At 72.0% G+C, this 17,369-nt stretch carries 16 protein-coding genes; 9 read left to right on the plus strand and 7 right to left on the minus strand.

Annotation, left to right across the window (positions count from 1 at the left end; all coding sequences use genetic code 11):
• Positions 1-54: 54 nt before the first annotated feature.
• Complete coding sequence (locus tag ACZ4FH_RS20520; protein ID WP_467306374.1) at positions 55-1,665, minus strand: MFS transporter; 1,611 nt, start codon at positions 1,663-1,665, stop codon at positions 55-57.
• A gap of 117 nt (positions 1,666-1,782) precedes the next feature.
• Between ACZ4FH_RS20520 and ACZ4FH_RS20525 the strand changes: the two genes are divergently transcribed.
• The 6 genes from ACZ4FH_RS20525 to ACZ4FH_RS20550 all read left to right on the plus strand — a co-directional run bounded on the left by ACZ4FH_RS20525 (position 1,783) and on the right by ACZ4FH_RS20550 (position 8,287).
• On the plus strand, positions 1,783-2,481 hold the full coding sequence (locus tag ACZ4FH_RS20525) for a TetR family transcriptional regulator (RefSeq protein WP_467306375.1): 699 nt from the start codon (positions 1,783-1,785) through the stop codon (positions 2,479-2,481).
• A 131-nt stretch (positions 2,482-2,612) separates the two neighbouring features.
• Positions 2,613-3,824 (plus strand): alpha/beta hydrolase, encoded by a 1,212-nt coding sequence (locus ACZ4FH_RS20530; protein ID WP_467306377.1) that lies wholly within the window; start codon positions 2,613-2,615, stop codon positions 3,822-3,824.
• An 84-nt stretch (positions 3,825-3,908) separates the two neighbouring features.
• Positions 3,909-4,832, plus strand: coding sequence for a DUF4429 domain-containing protein (locus ACZ4FH_RS20535; protein ID WP_467306379.1), 924 nt, complete (start codon positions 3,909-3,911; stop codon positions 4,830-4,832).
• Positions 4,833-4,908: 76 nt separating this feature from the next.
• A complete protein-coding gene (locus ACZ4FH_RS20540; RefSeq protein ID WP_467306381.1) occupies positions 4,909-6,291 on the plus strand; it encodes a sensor histidine kinase in 1,383 nt (460 codons plus the stop codon).
• The gene (locus tag ACZ4FH_RS20545; RefSeq protein WP_383632850.1) at positions 6,288-6,971 is read left to right on the plus strand and encodes a response regulator; all 684 of its coding nucleotides are present in this window, start codon (positions 6,288-6,290) and stop codon (positions 6,969-6,971) included. The genes ACZ4FH_RS20540 and ACZ4FH_RS20545 overlap by 4 nt, the downstream gene beginning before the upstream one ends.
• Positions 6,972-7,240: 269 nt before the next feature.
• Positions 7,241-8,287 carry an alpha/beta hydrolase gene (locus tag ACZ4FH_RS20550; RefSeq protein ID WP_467306382.1) on the plus strand — a complete coding sequence of 349 codons (1,047 nt, stop codon included), beginning with the start codon at positions 7,241-7,243 and terminating at the stop codon, positions 8,285-8,287.
• 80 nt (positions 8,288-8,367) lie between these two features.
• Here ACZ4FH_RS20550 and ACZ4FH_RS20555 read toward each other — a convergent pair whose 3' ends face one another.
• Positions 8,368-9,384, minus strand: coding sequence for an aldo/keto reductase (locus ACZ4FH_RS20555; RefSeq protein WP_467306384.1), 1,017 nt, complete (start codon positions 9,382-9,384; stop codon positions 8,368-8,370).
• The gene (locus ACZ4FH_RS20560; RefSeq protein WP_467306562.1) at positions 9,384-9,869 is read right to left on the minus strand and encodes a MerR family transcriptional regulator; all 486 of its coding nucleotides are present in this window, start codon (positions 9,867-9,869) and stop codon (positions 9,384-9,386) included. Before ACZ4FH_RS20560 ends, ACZ4FH_RS20555 begins: the two co-directional genes overlap by 1 nt.
• 102 nt (positions 9,870-9,971) lie before the next feature.
• Here ACZ4FH_RS20560 and ACZ4FH_RS20565 point away from each other — a divergent pair, with 102 nt between their 5' ends.
• Both ACZ4FH_RS20565 and ACZ4FH_RS20570 read left to right on the plus strand, forming a co-directional pair.
• Positions 9,972-10,790, plus strand: a complete 819-nt coding sequence (locus ACZ4FH_RS20565; RefSeq protein ID WP_467306386.1) for a serine hydrolase domain-containing protein — start codon at positions 9,972-9,974, stop codon at positions 10,788-10,790.
• A 193-nt stretch (positions 10,791-10,983) separates the two neighbouring features.
• Positions 10,984-11,412, plus strand: coding sequence for a hypothetical protein (locus tag ACZ4FH_RS20570; protein WP_467306388.1), 429 nt, complete (start codon positions 10,984-10,986; stop codon positions 11,410-11,412).
• Between the two features lie 87 nt (positions 11,413-11,499).
• Here ACZ4FH_RS20570 and ACZ4FH_RS20575 read toward each other — a convergent pair whose 3' ends face one another.
• From ACZ4FH_RS20575 to ACZ4FH_RS20585, 3 genes are all read right to left on the minus strand, one after another.
• Positions 11,500-12,465 carry an AraC-like ligand-binding domain-containing protein gene (locus ACZ4FH_RS20575; RefSeq protein ID WP_467306389.1) on the minus strand — a complete coding sequence of 322 codons (966 nt, stop codon included), beginning with the start codon at positions 12,463-12,465 and terminating at the stop codon, positions 11,500-11,502.
• A gap of 185 nt (positions 12,466-12,650) precedes the next feature.
• Positions 12,651-13,415, minus strand: coding sequence for a hypothetical protein (locus ACZ4FH_RS20580; RefSeq protein ID WP_467306390.1), 765 nt, complete (start codon positions 13,413-13,415; stop codon positions 12,651-12,653).
• A gap of 376 nt (positions 13,416-13,791) precedes the next feature.
• Complete coding sequence (locus ACZ4FH_RS20585) at positions 13,792-14,349, minus strand: hypothetical protein (protein ID WP_467306391.1); 558 nt, start codon at positions 14,347-14,349, stop codon at positions 13,792-13,794.
• Positions 14,350-14,485: 136 nt separating this feature from the next.
• Here ACZ4FH_RS20585 and ACZ4FH_RS20590 point away from each other — a divergent pair, with 136 nt between their 5' ends.
• Positions 14,486-15,007, plus strand: coding sequence for a hypothetical protein (locus tag ACZ4FH_RS20590; RefSeq protein WP_467306393.1), 522 nt, complete (start codon positions 14,486-14,488; stop codon positions 15,005-15,007).
• Between the two features lie 80 nt (positions 15,008-15,087).
• Here ACZ4FH_RS20590 and ACZ4FH_RS20595 read toward each other — a convergent pair whose 3' ends face one another.
• Positions 15,088-17,196 (minus strand): alkaline phosphatase family protein, encoded by a 2,109-nt coding sequence (locus ACZ4FH_RS20595; protein ID WP_467306394.1) that lies wholly within the window; start codon positions 17,194-17,196, stop codon positions 15,088-15,090.
• Between the last annotated feature and the right edge of the window lie 173 nt (positions 17,197-17,369).

Raw genomic sequence — 17,369 nt, forward strand, 5'->3', positions numbered from 1 at the left:
GGCGGGGCTGTGGGACGCGCTGTGTTGACGCCGTGGGACGTCGGGCGGGACGGGTCAGATGTGTCCGGCGCCGGCTCCGGCCTCGGCGTTCTCCCCGCGCTTGGTCAGGGTGGCGACCAGGGCGGCGACGACGGCGACGATGCCGGCGACCATGAACGCGGTGCTCATGCCGGAGACGAAGGTGTCGTGGGCGACGCCGACGATCTTGCCGGCGACCTCCGGCGGGGTGTCCTCGGCGACCGGCGGCATGCCGACCTTGATCGCGGAGGCGGCCTGGTCCAGCTGGGCCGGGGGCAGCGGCGGAAGCTGGGCCTCCTTCCAGTTCCCGGCCAGCTCGGAGTCGACCCGGGCGGCCATGACCGCGCCGAGCACGGCCGTGCCGAGGCTGCCGCCGACCTGCATGGCGGCCTGCTGGAGACCGCCGGCGACGCCGGAGAGCTCCATCGGGGCGTTGCCGACGATGACCTCGGTGGCGCCGACCATGACGGGGGCGAGGCCGAGGCCGAGCAGACCGAACCAGATGGACATGGTCAGCGTGCCCGTGCCGACGGACAGCTGGGACATGCCGAACATGGCGACCGCGGTGCACACCATGCCGCCGACGAGCGGGACCCGGGGGCCGAACTTGGTGATCATGGCGCCGGCCAGCGGCGAGGCCACGATCATCATCCCGGTCAGCGGCAGCAGGTGCAGACCGCTGTCGACCGGGCTCAGACCGTGCACGTTCTGCAGGTAGAAGGTGACGAAGAAGAGCCCGCCCATGAAGGCGAAGGCCATCAGCACCATCAGGACCGTGCCCGCGGAGAGCGGCACGGAGCGGAACATGGCGAGCGGGATCAGGGGTTCGCGGACGCGCTGCTGGACCAGGGCGAAGGCCGCGAAGAGCACGGCCGCGCCGACCAGGAAGCCGACCGTCTTGGTGTCGCCCCAGCCCCACTCGGCGCCCTTGATCAGCGCCCAGATCAGGCAGAACATCGCGCCGGACAGCAGCACGATGCCGGCGATGTCGAAGGAGCGCGGCGCGTTCTCGGCGCGGTGGTCCTTGAGGATCAGCACGCCGAGGACGAGGGCGATGACCCCGACCGGCACGTTGATGAAGAAGACCGACTGCCAGTTGACGTGCTCGACGAGCACACCGCCGAGGATCGGGCCGCCGGCGGTGGAGGCGCCGATGACCATGCCCCAGATGCCGATCGCCATGTTCAGCTTCTCGGCCGGGAAGGTGGCGCGCAGCAGGCCGAGCGCGGCCGGCATCAGCAGGGCGCCGAACAGACCCTGGAGCACGCGGAACGTGATCACCAGGACGACGCTGCTGGAGAAGCCGATGGCACCCGACGCGGCGGCGAAGCCGACGACGCCTATGAGGAAGGTCTGGCGGTGGCCGAACCGGTCACCGAGCTTGCCCGCGGTGATCAGGGAGACCGCGAGGGCGAGCATGTAGCCGTTGGTGATCCACTGGACGTCGGCGAGCGAGGCGCCGAGGTCCTGCTGGATGGCGGGGTTGGCGATCGCGACGATCGTGCCGTCGAGCGCGACCATCATCACGCCGATGGCCACGGAGAAGAGCGTCAGCCAGGGGTGGCCGCGCAGCCCCTTGGCAGGTGCGGGGCCGACGGGGTCCTGGGGGTCCCGCGACGCCTTTTCGACGGTGGTCTGACTAGTCATACGCGGGAGATTAGTGTCAGTCACTGACAGTTGACAAACCAATTCACAAGTCGGTAACTGTCACGTAGCTCACAGGTAGGCTGAGCTGGACAAAGCAGGGAAAAGAGGACCAGTTCAGTGAGCGACGGGCAGCGAGCCACCGGCCGTCCGGCCGGGTTGCGCGAACGCAAGAAGCAACGCACCAGGGACGCGCTGCTCCGTGCCGCCCTCGATCTCTTCACCACCCAGGGGTACGAGGAGACGACCGTCGACGAGATCGCGGACGCCGTCGAGGTCTCCCAGCGCACCTTCTTCCGCTACTTCGCGGGCAAGGAGTCGGCCGCCTTCGCCGTCCAGGAGATGATCGAGTCGCGCTTCCTCCTGGAACTGCGTCAACGCCCCGCCCCCGAGGCCCCCTTCGAAGCCATGCGCCGCGCCGTGGTGTGCTCCTGGAACAGTATCGGAGAGGCGATCGAGGCCATCGTCCCGGTCGAACTCCACATGCGGACCTACCACATGATCGAATCCACGCCCGCGCTGCTGGCCGCCCACATGCGCCGCGGCGTGGCCCTGGAGGAGCAGATCGCGCACCTGGTCGCCGAGCGCGAGGGGCTGGACGTCGGCCGCGATCCGCGCCCCCGGGTCGCCGTCGCCGCCTTCTGCGGGGTGATGCGGGTCACCGGCCAGCTCTGGGGGCACGGGTGCGACGGCACGATGGATTCACTGCGCGATCTGACCGAGCGCTATCTGGACCAGCTGGGCCCGGCCCTCGCCGGCGACTGGCGGGCCCACCCCTCCGACGCCGTCCGCACGGCCGGCGCCGCACACCCCAACTGACCCGTATACGGCGGAGTGTGCGGCCGCCCCGCACACAGCGTGAGGGAAACGGAGTGCCGCTCACCACAGTCGGGTGATGTGCGTCACCCCCGCCCCCGGGCCCGTGCGCGCGTCTCCTAATGTGGGCCTGAGTGACTTCCTTCGACTCCTCCCCCACGCTCACCGCCTGGCGCGCCCTGCTCGCCGTCGCGGTCGTGTTCGTGATGCTGGCGACGACCGGCTGGACCGCCGTACGCCACCACCCCACGTCCGAGCCACGCGCCGCCGCACTCGCTTCCTGGGCCAAGGGGTCGATAGCGGGGCGCCCGCTGCCCTCGCCGGACGCGCCCGCGTACAAGCTGGCGCATTTCTTCGCCACGCTCACCGAGGCCCAGCGCACCGATCTGGCCCGCGCCTATCCCCTGGTGGTGGGGAATCTGAACGGCGCCCCGGTGACCTTGCGTTACCGGGCGAACCGGCTGGCGATCGCCCAGGCCCGCACCGTCGAGCGCAAGCGCGTGCACGATCCGCGGCTCTCGCCCGACGGCCGCGCCGACGCCTCGCGCCGCGCGGACCGCTTCCGCTCCATGCTCGGCACGGGCCGGCACTTCCTGGCCTTCGACCCCTCGGGCCGCGGCCACGCCGCCGAGGTGCTCGGCGATCTCGAACGGGCCGACCGGGTCTCGGTGATCGTCCCCGGCGTCGACACCAACCTGCTGACCCTGGAACGCACCGGCGCCAAGACCAACGCGGCCCCCGTCGGCATGGCACGGTCGCTGTACGCGGCGGAGCGTTCCGGCCACCCCGGGGTGCGCACCGCGGTGATCGCCTGGGCCGACTACACGACCCCGGCCGGAATCGGCGTGGACGCGGCCCTGGGCAATCTCGCCGAACGCGGCGCGGTCCGGCTGGAAGCGCTCGTGGACGCCCTGCCCGGGGCGGGCCCCGTCTCGCTGTTCTGCCACAGCTACGGCTCCGTGCTCTGCGGGGTCGCCGCCGACGAACTGCCGGGCCGGGTGACGGACATCGCGGTCGCCGGCAGCCCCGGCATGCGCGTCGACAACGCCGGGGAGCTGCACACCCGCGCCAACGTGTGGGCGATGCGGGACCGGGGCGACTGGATCGAGGACGTGCCGAACCTGGAGTTCGGCGGTCTCGGACATGGCGCGGATCCGGTGGACCCGGACTTCGGCGCCCGGGTGGCGTCGGCGGGCGGCGCGGTCGGCCACAGCGGCTACTTCGAACCGGGCACGGAGAGCCTCGGCAACTTCGCCGCGATCGGCGCGGGCGCCTACGCGTCCGTGACCTGCGCGGCGGCCGACGGCCCCTGCCACGAACAGATTTCCGGCGCCGCACCGGTCTGACGCGCGAACGTCCGCACACGCGCACCCAGGACGGTGCACTCCGAGGGGGGACGGGACGGGCACGTGCCGCATACGATGAGGCGCATGGGTGATGTGCTGGCCGGAATTCATGCCACCTGGGAGTTCGACGCCGACTCCGTGCTCATCCGCTTCGAACGGGGAATCCGTACGCCGAGGCTCTTCCAGAGCCTCCGGGAGCGCCGTGTCCCGCACACGGCGCTGTCGTCGGTGACGCTGACCCCGGGCAAGCGGGGCACGGTGGTGCTGCGCGCCGTCCCGAGACCCGGCGCCGACCCGCTGCTGGAGGCCGCGGCCGGCCAGCTGAAGGACGGCTGCGACCCCTACCGCCTGGTGCTCCCCGCCGAGCGCGAGACCCTCGCCGAGTACTACGCGGACGAGCTGCGGTCCCGGCTCTGCGCCGAGGCGGACGAACCGGCGGACCGCTTCCTGGTGGCCGCGCCCCCGGCCCCGATGCAGTTCAAGGCGTACGACGGACGGGCCAGTTTCGACGGGGACCGGATCTCGTTCCGCTGGTTCTGGACGGGGGCGTCCTCGGAGAAGTGGAAGGCCGGCGACCAGACGTTTCCGGTCGCCGAGCTGAGCGGCGTCGAATGGCGTTCGCCCGAGGCCTTCGAGGGCTATCTGCGGCTGCTGCCGCGTTCCGCGGAGCCCGTCCCGGGGGCGGAGACGGCCCCCGGATCCCCGCCCCGCGCGCTGCCCGGAGCGGCGCACGCCGCCCGTGCCGACCAGGACCCGGCGGCGGTGATCTTCGGCCTCGGCTACGGGCCGGTGCACGAGTCGCTGCCGTTCGCCGCGGCCGTGCTGGAGTCCGTCCGCCGCAGGCAGCCCGCGCCGGTGGCGTCCCCGGCCGCGCTGTCCGCCGCGGGCCGCCGCGACCCCGCGGACATCGCGGAACGCATCCGCCACCTCGGGGAGCTGCACGAGGCGGGGCTGGTGACGGACGACGAGTTCAGCGCGAAGAAGGCACAGCTGCTCGCGGAGTTGTGAGACCCCGGTACGGGGCGGAACCCGCTACCCCGGTATGACGCCGGGGTACGGCCGCGCTGCCTACCCTGGGCGGGCCATGCCGACTCCCTCCGCGCCCCCGCCGCCTCCGCACCCGCCCGCCGACGGCCTGTTCAGCGCCGCGCGCCGCAATCTGACCGCGCTCGGCAGGGCGCTGGCCCGTCCCTCCCATCCGCCGACGCCCCCGCTGGCCGGTGCCCGGCAGAAGTGGAAGCGGGCCGTTCCGTACGTGGTCGTGGTGGTGCTCGGGGCGGTGTTCATCCCGGTCACCGGCGTCGTCCTCGCGAACGAGTACGGCCTGAACGGGGGCGTCCTGGCCCTGCTCCTCGTGGCGCAGACCGGGCCGCTGCTGATGCTGGCGCACCGGCCGCTCCAGGCCTGGTGGATCGTCCTCCCGGCGCAGGTCGTGGGCGCGCTGCTGGTGCTCGGCCGGGAGGAGGGGCAGGGCGCGGCCTGGCCGTGGACGCCGCCGGGCGTCATCGCGTACCTCTTCGTGCTGCTGGCGCTGGGCCTGCGCGAGCAGCGGCGGGCGCTGATCGCGGTGTGGCTGGCGACCGCGGCGGCGGGGTTCGGCCTCTACACGACCGCCCCCACCCACGGCAGCGACAACTCGATCCTGGTCCTCGTGCTGAGCGCCATCGTGCTGGTGATAGGCGCGGCGATCCGTGAACGCGGGGACGCGCAGCGGCTGCTGGCCGAGCAGGAGACGATCAGCGAGGGCGAGCGCGCCCGGCGCACGCTGCTGGAGGAGCGGACGAGGATCGCTCGGGAACTGCACGACGTCGTCGCCCACCACATGTCCGTGATCACGGTGCAGGCCGACTCGGCGCCGTACCGGCTGAGCGGGGTCGGGGACGAGGTCCGGGAGGAGTTCGCGTCGATCGCCGCGAGCGCGCGGGAGTCCCTCGCGGAGATGCGGCGGCTGCTGGTGGTGCTGCGCAGTGACGGTACGGAGGGCGAGCGGGCGCCGCAGCCGGGGCTGGACCGCCTGCAGCAGCTGGTGGAGGCGACGGTGCGGTCCGGACTTCCGGTGGAGCTGTCGCTGCCCGCCGGGCTCGGGAACGTCCCGCAGACCGTGGACCTGTCCGCGTACCGCATCGTGCAGGAGGGGCTGGCGAACGTGGTGCGGCACGCGCCGGGCGCCCGGACCCGGGTCGCGGTGAGTTCGGACGGGGCGCATCTGACGGTGCTGGTGGTCAACGAGCCGCCGGAGCGCACCGGTTCGACGCGCGCCCCGGTGGAGACGAGCGGCACCGGGCACGGGCTGGTCGGCATGCGCGAACGCGTACGGTTGACCGGCGGCACGCTGGACACCGGCCCGCTGCCGGACGGCGGCTTCCGGGTGGCCGCCCGGCTGCCGCTGCCCCCGGCGACCGCACCCGCGCCTGCACCGCCCGTCCCACCCGCCGCACCGCCCGCCCCTCCGGAGGACCCCCCGTGACCATCCGCGTGATCATCGTCGACGACCAGGCCATGGTCCGCGCGGGGTTCGCGGCGCTGCTGGCGGCGCAGGCGGACATCGACGTGGTCGGCGAGGCCCCGGACGGGCGGCAGGGCGTCGAGGTCAGCCGCCGCACCCACCCCGACGTGGTCCTGATGGACGTGCGGATGCCGGAGATGGACGGCCTGGCGGCGGCGCGCGAGTTGCTGAACCCGCCGGTGGGCGTGGAGCACACGCCGAGGGTGCTGATGCTGACCACCTTCGACGTGGACGACTACGTGTACGAGGCGCTGCGCGCCGGCGCGTCCGGCTTCCTCCTGAAGGACGCGCCCCCGGCCGACCTGATCTCGGCGGTCCGCGTGGTGGCCTCCGGCGATGCGCTCCTGGCCCCGTCGGTGACCCGCCGGCTGATCGCGGACTTCGCGAAACAGCGCCCGTCCGGGGCGACCGGCGGCGGCGCCGCGCTGCGGCTGAACGGGCTGACCCCGCGCGAGACGGAGGTCCTCGAACTGATCGCGCGCGGACTGTCGAACCAGGAGATCGCGGGCCGGCTGGTGCTGGCCGAGCAGACCGTGAAGACCCATATCGGCCGGGTGCTGGCCAAGCTGGACCTGCGCGACCGGGCGCAGGCGGTGATCTTCGCGTACGAGGCGGGGCTCGTGGTGCCGGGCGAGGCGTGAGCGGTCCGGGGGAAGCCGGCCGGAGGGGCTTCCGCGAGCACGCCCGGGGCCCGCGTCCCCGTGGACCGGGCTCTGCGGTGCGCGCGCCCGCGTGGCGGAGGCCCCTTCCCGCGCCCGGGGGATTTCCCCCCGTACACCCCCTACCCAGGTATCACGTCCCGGTTGGCGCCCCGGTGTGACGCCCTCGCACCCGTCCTCTTCCTACCTTCCTTCCCGTCACGCCGGACGGCGTGCGGGAGCCGGCCGGGCCGGGGACGGAGGGATGGCGGATGCGCCGCTACGCGAGGACCCTGGTCGCGGTCGCCCTGGCGACGACGGTCGTCACCGGAACCGCCGGATGGGCGTCGGGGAACAGTCAGAGCCCGCTGACCGGCCCCCCGCCGGGCACCGCCTCCTGGCGGACCGATCGGGTGCTGGGGCACCGGCTGCCCGACCCGGAGCGGGACACGCCCGCCCAAGTGGCCCGGTTCTTCGCGGGGTTGAGCGAGGAGGAGCGGCAGAGCCTGGTCGAGCGGCATCCGCTCGTCGTCGGCAATCTCGACGGCGCCCCGGTCGCCCTGCGCTACCGGGCCAACGCGCGGGCCCTGCGGGAGAGCGGCGATCCCCGGTACGCCGGACTGGCCGCCGGCCCCGGGCGGCAGATCCTGGCGTTCGACCCGAGGGGGCGCGGCCAGGTCGCCGAGGTCTTCGGCGACCTGGAGACGGCGGACCGGGTGTCGGTCGTGGTGCCCGGTTCGGACATCGACGCGGGGACCTTCGACCGTACGGACGATGTGTACGGGACCCCGGCCGGGATGGCCCGGTCGCTGTACGCCCGGACCGGTCCGGGCAGTGCGGTGATCGCCTGGGCCGGCTACACCACACCGGTGGGCCTGGGGCTGGACGCGGCGACCGGTTCGCTGGCCGAGGCGGGGGCGGACCGGCTGACCCGCTTCACGGACGGACTGACGGCCGCCGGGCTGCCCGAGCCGGTGGTGTTCTGCCACAGCTACGGCTCGGTCGTCTGCGGTCTGGCCGCCTCCCGGCTGCACGCCACGGACCTGGTGGTCCTCGGCTCGCCCGGGATACGCGCGAAGAACGTCGCCGCGCTGCACACGGGGGCGCGGGTGTGGGCGGCGAAGGACCCCACCGACTGGATCGACCACGTGCCGAACATCGAGTTCGCCGGTCTCGGCCACGGCCCGGACCCGACGTCCGACGGGTTCGGCGCCCGCCGGGTGCCGGCCGGGGACGCCCGCGGCCACACCGGGTACTTCGCGCCCGGGACCGAGTCGCTGACGGCCTTCGCGGAGATCGCGGAGGGGACGTACGGGTAGGGCGTGGGGGCCAGGCGCGTACGGGCGGGAAGGGGCTCGCGCGGAGGGCTCGGGCCGAGCCCCCGCGCGCGGACCCCGCCCTACTCGCGCGCGGTGGACGTGTTGCTCATGTCCGGGTAGCGGTCGCCGGCCACCTTGTCCGCGAGGGGTTCCAGCTGGGCCAGTTCCGCGTCGGTGAGCGTCAGCCTCGTCGCGGCGGTGTTCTCCAGAAGCCGGGAGCTCTTGCGGGTGCCGGGGATCGGGACGACGGACAGTCCGTGGACCTGCGCCCGCTGCTGCACCCAGGCGAGGGCGACCTGTGCGGGGCTCGCCCCGTGGGCGGCGGCGATGGTGCGGACGGGCTCCAGGAGCGCGGCGTTGGCGCGCGCGTTGTCGCCGTTGAAGCGCGGCTGGGAGCGCCGGAAGTCGCCGTCGGCCAGCTCCTTGCCGGCGTCGGTGAAGGAGCCGGTGAGGAAGCCGCGCCCGAGGGGCGAGTACGGCACGACGGTGACGCCCAGCTCGACGGCGGCGGGCACGGCGCTGCGTTCGGCGTCCCGGCTGAAGAGCGACCACTCGGACTGGAGGGCGGCGATGGGGTGGACGGCGTGGGCCTCGCGCAGTTCGGCGCCGGTGACCTCGCTGAGCCCGAGCTGCCTGACCTTGCCCTCGCGGACCAGCTCGGCCATGGCCCCGACGGACTCGGCGAAGGGGACGGCCGGATCGCGGCGGTGCATGTAGTAGAGGTCGATGACGTCGGTGTTCAGCCGGCGGAGGCTGTTCTCGACGGCCCGGCGGAGGTACGCGCGGTCGTTGCGCACACCCCGGTACGCCGGGTCGTCGTCGCGGCGCTCGATGGCGAACTTGGTGGCGAGGACGATCTCGTCGCGGTGCGCGCCGACGAAGGGCGCGAGGAAGGTCTCGTTGGCGCCGCTGCCGTAGATGTCGGCGGTGTCGAAGAGCGTGACGCCCGCGGCGAGTGCCGTCTCCAGCGTCTCGCGGGCGGCCGCCTCGTCGGTGTCCCCGTAGAACTCGCTCATCCCCATGCAGCCGAGCCCCTGGACGCCCACCTGCGGGCCGTCGTCGCCGAGCTGCGTGGTCGCGATCTTCTGGTCGGTCATCAGGCACGAGGCCTTTCCGGCGCCCGCCGGGCGCCTGCGTAGAACTCGATCTTGTGGTCGAGGACGGCGAGGGTGTCCTGGAGCTCCGCGATCCGTGTGCGGACGTCGCGGCGGGTCGCCTCCAGCAGCTCCTGCCGCTCCTCGAAGGTGTGCTCGCCCTCGCGGATCAGCTCCGCGTACCGGACCATGTCGGCGACCGGCATCCCGGTCAGCCGCAGCTTGCCGACGAAGGCCAGCCAGTCCAGATCGCGGTTGGTGAAGCGGCGCTGCCCGGTGTGCGAGCGGTCGACGGTGGACATCAGCCCGATCCGCTCGTACCAGCGCAGGGTGTGGGCGGTCAGCCCGGTGAAGGCGGCCACCTCACTGATGGTGTAGCGGTCCTGGCCCTCGGGACGCGGGTGCGCCTTGGGCGGCGCCGCGCACAGGTCCGTCCGCGTCGAAGCCGTCCCGGCCCTCGTCTCCGTCTCCGTCTCCATCACCGTCATGACCACCACGCTAAATCCTTCGAGTGCACTCGAAGCAAGCGGATTCGGAGGCGGCTTTCGGCCATCGGCGGGGAACCCGAAACAGGCCCTACCCTCGTAGGCATGCAGAGTCTGGCACTGATCGAGAACTGGCCCGTCCCCACCGCGGCGGCGGCCGTCGTCCGAGCGGACGGGACGGTCGTCGGTACGCACGGCCCGACCGCGCACCGTTTCCCGCTGGCCTCCGTGACCAAGCCGCTGGCCGCGTACGCCGCGCTGGTCGCGTACGAGGAGGGCGCGGTCGAGCTGGACGAACCGGCGGGCCCCGAGGGCTCCACGGTCCGCCACCTCCTCGCCCACACCAGCGGCCTCGCCTTCGACGAGCACCGGGTGACGGCCCCGCCCGGCACCCGCCGGCTGTACTCGAACGCCGGCTTCGAGGTCCTGGGCGACCACATCGCGAAGGCGACGGACATCCCCTTCGCCGAGTACCTGCGCCAGGCCGTCCTCGAACCCCTCGGCATGACCGCCACGACCCTGGACGGCTCCCCCGCCCGCGACGGCGTCTCCACCGTCGACGACCTGGTCCGCTTCGCCGCGGAGATCCAGGCCCCGAGGCTCCTCGACCCGCGCACCGTCCTGGAGGCCCAGACCGTCGTCCACCCCGGCCTCAAGGGCGTCCTCCCCGGCTACGGCCACCAGAACCCCAACGACTGGGGCCTCGGCTTCGAGATCCGCGCCCACAAGTCCCCCCACTGGACCGGCACCCGCTCCTCCCCCGCCACCTTCGGCCACTTCGGCCAGTCCGGCACCTTCCTCTGGATCGACCCCACCGCCGACGCGGCCTGCGTCGCCCTCACGGACCGCGCCTTCGGTCCGTGGGCGGCGGAGGTCTGGACGCCGTTCACGGACGCGGTGCTGGGGGAGCTGGCGTCCTCGTAACCGTTCCGGCCGGTCCGGTGGCGGTCAGACACACGAACCACACGGTCTTCCCGCCGAAAGCGGTTTCTGACTCTGGTTCAAGATCGGCTTGTTCGCTAGCATCCGTTCGCTCTCGATCCACCTGCGGCCGTCGCATGCCCACGCGCATGCGACGGCCTCGGATGTGACGCCCTCAAACGGAGGATCAGCCAGGATGAAGAAGCACACCAAGTTCATAGGCGCCGCTGCCGCAGGCCTGCTGGCCGTACTCGCGGTGTCCAGCCCCGCCTCCGCCTCGACGTACACCGTGACCTACCCCGGCACCCACACCGGCGATCTGTGCACGGACGAGCCCAACTACTGCGACGGCTCCGCGTCGTTCGTCCACGACGGCGACCACCTGCTGGTCTGGGACAACAACGCCGACGGCCACTCGGTGATGGTCATGTACTACCGCTCCGACAACAGCGGCACCAAGCTCTACGACTGGAACCAGTACGGGAAGGGCTCCCGGCTCGACATCAACATGAACCTGCCGGAGAAGGGCGGCTGGATCGAGTACCGGGTCTGTCTCGGTGAGTACGCCACCCAGGAGTACGACATGAACGGGTGCTCGGGCTGGAAGCACGAGGACGCCGGCTGACCGGAGGGTTCGGGGGCGTGCGCCCGCTCGCACGCCCCGCCCCTCGGGTGCGGGATCACCGCCGCCCCGGATCCCCGTCGGCCGCCGTCACGCCACGGCACCGCGCAGGGCCGCGAGGCGGTAGTCGCGGGGCGTGGTCCCGTACGCGTGGCGGAACGTCCGGCTGAAGGCGGTCGCGCTGGTGAAGCCCCAGCGGGCGGCGATGGCCTGGATGGGCTGCCGGCGGAGTTCGGGGCGGGCGAGATCGGCGCGGCAGCCTTCCAGCCGGCGGCGGCGGATGGTCGCCGCGACGCCCTCCGGCTCGTCGTGGAAGAGCGCGTGCAGGGACCGGAGCGACAGGTGGTGACGGGCCGCCACGGTCCGGGGGGTCAGGTCGGGATCGGCGAGCTGGTGGTCGATGAACGTCCTGATCTGCCGGAGCAGGGCATGCGCCCGCAGTTCGGCGGTCGGCTCCACCGGGGAGCCGAGCTGTCCGGCCAGCGTGGCGGCGGCGAGGTCCACGGCCATCTCGCCGAGCCCGTTCAACTGGTCGGGGGTGCAGTCCGGTGCGCTGCCGGCCAGGTCCGTCAGGAACCCGGCCAGGATGGCGGCGAGGCCCGAACCGCTGCGGACGGGACGGGCCAGGAGCCGTTCGACCCGCTGCGACGGGAGCGGCAGCCGCGCCTTCGGGATCTGGAGGACGAGCACGTCGACGTCCCGGCCGTCCGTCCCCGAGCCGGACTCGTACGGGCGCGAGGTGTCCCACAACGTCATTCCGCCGGCCCCGAGTTCGGCCCTGCTCCCCTCCTGCCCGAACCAGGCCGCCCCTCCGGCCACCAGCGCCAGCTGATACTGCTCCGGGTCCCCCTTACGTATCAGCGCCGGAGTCCTCCGCGAGCGCAGCGGCCCGTAGCTGAACCGCGCCAGTCGCGCCCCTCCCAGGTCGAGCATCCCGCCCCGCGCGTCGAACCCGCCCGGATCTCCCGTCCGGAACGCCGTCGGCAGCAGAACGTCGGACACCACCTGCTCGAACCACTCGAACCGGTTCCCCGGCGCCGCCTCCGCAGCCGTCATCGTCTGCCACACCGTCACAACTCCCCCATCACGGCCGGTCGTTGCCGAAAGGGTCAGTTTCCGGCCGGATGCAGTCTGAACGATCGGCCAAGATCACGCCAGCGACACCAGGGAGCGCCGCGCCGTTCCGTGCCCGGTTCCGCCGTGGGCGGACGCCACCGGCATCGGAACCGGGGCCGGTTCGGTCACCAGGGCGGTGGTGGCGGTGGGGTGTACACGTACGGCCGCGCCAGGGCAGCCTGGCGCTCCCTCAGCGCCTGGCAGAGCCGGTCGCCGACGAGATGGATGAAGGCGACCTGGATCATCAGCACACCGACGAGCACCGCGATGAGGCCGCCGATGAGGCCGAGGGACCCCAGCAGACCAGCGAGATCCCCCTCCCCGGACTCTCCCCCGTCTCCGAAGTCCAGCAGCGACTCGAAAGGAAGGAAGCCCGCCACCATGTCCATGCCGAACACCAGCAGTGCGGCGAGTGCCAGGGGCCAGAACGTCCGCCACCACGCTCCCCTGGTCAACTGCTGCGCCCGGCCCAGGGCCCGGAACATGCCCACCCCCTCATGGCCCATGACCGACGGAGCGAGCGCGTACAGCACCCAGAACCAGACCACCACCGGCGCGAGGGGGGTCAGCATGATGGGCAGCAGGAAGAAGGACAGCATGTAGGCACCGGTCGCGCCGGGGATCCGGCGCACGCTCGCACCCACGAGCCCGCGCACCGTGACCCGCGCCCCGGTCCCGTTCAACTGCGCCAGGGCGGCAGCCAGGGCCGCCACGGTCCCCTGCGTCCCGTAGAAGGCCATGACGAACGGCAGGAGGATGATCAGAACCATATCCAGGAAGAAGTCCGGTTCCATGCCGGTCGCGTCGGGCTCTCCCCTAAGCACGTACATACCGACGAGGGTGGCGACACTCAGCACGGAAATCGCCAGCTCCGCAAGGAACAGCGCCACCAGAAGCTGCCACAAGGACCGGAACAGCACCCGGAGCGCATCGCCGAAGACCGTCCCCGGGCTCGGGAACGGAGGCGGGAGCGGTCGCGGGGGCGGACGAAAGGGCGGCCCCATCCCCGGGTAGGGCCACGGACCCGACATCGCCTCAGCCTCCCCCGCCCGCGCGCTGGGGGACAAAGGTAGGTGCCGCCCGGACCGGAGGACAGCACTCCACCCGAGCCTGACCGGAATCAGCCCTCTTCCGTCCTTCCTGGAAATCCTGCCCAGCGATGCCTCTACCAGGGACAGACGCGCGTGTCAGGTGGGATCAAGTGGAATCGGTTCGCCCTCCAGTGGAAGGCGATCACGGTGATACCCGGGTGCGGATCGCAGATGCTCAGAACGGTGCCATCACCAAGCCGTCGATCACTCGCAGACCGACTTGGGACGCAAGCCACGGTGCGCGCTCGGCCTCAACTTGCTTCACGTGGACGAACACCGTGTAGTCGGCCGCAGGCTCCCTGAGGTCGAGGTCGCGGGCATGCGCGCACAGGGTGACGAACGCGCCGCGCGTGCCTCCCACCCCCAGACCCACCTCCGGGGCTTCGGGCCAGGCACTGAAGTCCCACCGCACCGTAGCCGGGCTGTCGCCCACCGCCTTGAGGAACGGCTCCACGGTTTCCCGTCCCCCACCCCAGCGGCGTAGCCAGATGGGCAGGGAGTCCATCGGACCATCCCCTGTTCCCGAGGCGCCGTCACTCGTCCCATCCGCCCACCAATCGGCGTCCGGCAGGAGGGCCAGCATCCCGGGCAGGGCGAGCGGTGAGGAGATCCGTGCATCGAAATCGACTTCGAGGTCTGTCAGGTCGGCGATCTCCAAAAGACTCTGAACGATGTGCAATCCCTCCGAGAGGTCCGCCGTTCTCAAGATTGGCTGCGCGTAGGAATTGGACACGACGTCCAGTGTGCCACTGAGGGTTTCCCCCGTCAGTGCCACCGACCCACCGGTACCCTGAGGCCCTACCGCAGAATCGGCGCTCCCGCAGGTTCCGGATTCAGCCCCATTCCACGACACCGGGATCGCCCACTCCATGACACCGATACGACGCCACCACCACGCCCCGCGCCCCGCGCACTGGGGTGCGGCCCTGCTCACCCTCGCGCTGGCCACCGGGTGTTCGAGTTCGCACCCATCCGCCGCCCCGTCCCCCTCCCTGACCGCTCCCCCTTCGGCGTCCGCTTCCGAGGCGCCGAGTGACGCCGTCGGGGAGTCGGAGGACGGCGAGGCGAGTCCGGAGCCCTCGGCGGTCATCAGCCGCGAGGGCAGGACGAAGATCGTCACGCTGGGGAACACCGAAGTGCGGGTCACTCACGGTTCGCTCGGTTTCGGTCTCGCCTGCAATGTGACCAACACCTGGGACCGGACCCTCAGTTTCACCGTCACGGTCAGCGTGGGCGACGGCAAGGACTGGGTGCGGACCACCGAGTGCGACCTTCCGAAGGTGGCGGCCGGCCGGACCGGGAATGTCACCACGACCGTCGCGGACGACTCCTACGACGGTGCGTCGCCGGACGATCCGAAGGTCTTCATCGATTCGGTCGTCGAGTACTGAGACCGTGCGCGACGGACACCGGCCGGGTCCTCCGGCCGGTGTCCGTCGCGCTGCGGGGCACGGGCGCCCCGGGGTCGTCGTCAGGCCGTCGCGATGCGGCCCGCGTAGCGCTGGGTCCAGTCCGTGCCGGTGTCCGTGGTGAGGACGACGTCGTAGTAGCCGTGTTCGGTGGGCCAGTCGACGACGGCGGAGGAGCGGCCGGGGACGGTGAGTTTGCGGGTGCCGCCGGTGTAGTCGTGGGCCTTGAGGGTGTAGCGGACGGGGTGGCGGCCGTCGTTGTGGAGGTGGAGGCGGACGACGGGGCGCCGGCCCCGGACGAGGCGGGCCTCGACGCGGGGGACGGCGAGGTGGCGGGTGTCGGCGTGTTCGGGGAGGACGCGGCCGGCGAAGGTGCGGAGGAAGCCGTCGGGGCCGTAGACGGAGAAGGCGTAGGCGCCGTCGGTCCGGGTGGTGTCCCAGGTGTACGTGCCGGGGGAATCGGCGCCGACCGTGTGCGGGGTGTTGGTGAAGGGGAGGTGGCGGTCGGGGAAGACCTGGAGGCTGACGGCCTTGCCCTCGGGGCCGCCGGTGAGGGTCATGGCGGCGGTGACGGTGCCGGTGGCGCGGTCCTCGGTGAGGGTGGCGTGGGGGTGGAAGGAGAGGGCGCGGGGCTCCATGCGGTCGCGCGGCGGCTTCGGCGGGGTGCCGGTGACCGGGTCGGCGATGACGACCGGGCCGGGGCGCGGGTGGGCGAAGTCGATGGCGCTGGTGAGGTCACCGGCGATGGAACGGCGCCACGGGGTGATGTTCGGGCAGGTGAACGGCTTGCCGAGGTGGGCGGCCCAGGTCTCCAGGAACTTCACGGTCGAGGTGTGGTCGAAGACCTCCGAGGCGACGTATCCGCCCCGGGTCCACGGCGAGACGAGCAGCATCGGCACCCGGGGGCCGAAGCCGTACGGGGTGGTGCCGGAGTACTCGCCGGGGGTGCCGGACTCCGGGCGCGGCGGCAGGACGTGGTCGAACTTCCCGTCGTTCTCGTCATAGGTGATGATCACCAGGGTGTGGTTCCAGATGTCCTCGTTGCTCTGGAGGGTCTTGAGGACCTTGTTCATGTACCGCTCGCCGTGCACCGTGTCGAAGCCCGGGTGCTCGCTCCACGCGGCCGGCATGACCACCCAGGAGACCTCGGGCAGCGGGTGCTCGGCGCCCGGTTCGCAGGCGGCGACGAGGTCGCGCAGGACGGCGTCGAGGTTGGCCTCGGAGTCGTCGTTGGGCGTCGTGGCGCCCGCGTAGACGAAGGAGTTGGCCTTCCAGATCTTGCCGGTGCCCGGCGCGAGGTCGGCCTCGTTCGCGGTGCGCGGGTCGAAGGCGGCGAAGCTGTTGGTGACGTTGCAGCCGTACTCGCCGACGTAACCGCTCTGGAGGCTCTTGCCGACGCCGTTGCCGCTGTTGTCGGAGTAGACCCGCCAGTTGATGCCGGCCTGCTGGAGCTGCTCGGGGACCGTGGTCCAGCGGCGGGTGTAGTTGTTCTGGCCCGCGTTGGTCGTCTCGCCGCCCGCCGCACCGCTCATCAGGTAGTAGCGGTTGGGGATGGTGGGTCCGTGCAGCGAGCAGAAGTTCATGTCGCAGACGGTGTACTGGGAGGCCAGCGAGTACATCCACGGCATGTAGTCGGGCGTGTAGTACCACATGCAGTGGTCGCCCTTGTCCTTCACCCAGGTGTCCCACCGCCCCTCGTTCGCCCCGTAGAAGTTGTGCTTGTCGCTCCAGGTCGCCGTCGAGACGGCGGGCGTCACGATCGTGCCGTCCGCGTCGCGCTGCTGGAAGACGTTCGTCCCGTCCTGGAAGGTCAGGACCTGCTTGTCGTCGTGGCCGCGCACCCCCTTCAACTGGCCCAGGTAGTGGTCGAAGGACCGGTTCTCCTGCATGAGGATCACCACGTGCTTCAGATCCGAGATGTCACCCTTGTAGCCCTTGGGCAGGCGGTACTCGGCCGCCCCGGCCCGCGCCCCGCCGACCGCGTCGGCCACCGGTCCCGCAGCGATCGCCCCGAGGGAGACGGCGGCCGTCTGGAGCATCCGGCGCCGGCTGATCCGGAACTCGTCGGTGACGGTCTCGGGCCGTCCGCCGGCCGACGCGTCGGCGGGAGCGCCGGCGGGCGCGTCGGTCTCCGGCGTGGAGCACGGCTGTTCGGTGATCTGAAGAGTCATCGGGGCACCTCTGGGGGGGAGAGCGATCAGGGAAGGAACGTCTGGGCGTGCCTGCGCAAACTAGGGCGCCGTCACGAACGGGAGGCGAACCGTGCGCGTATTCCTGAGGCACCGGAAGATTTCCACGCGCCCGCCCCGAGGTCGAGCCGCCGCACGGTGTTAGCCGAAACTCG

This window comes from Streptomyces sp. NPDC024555 (assembly GCF_055559335.1).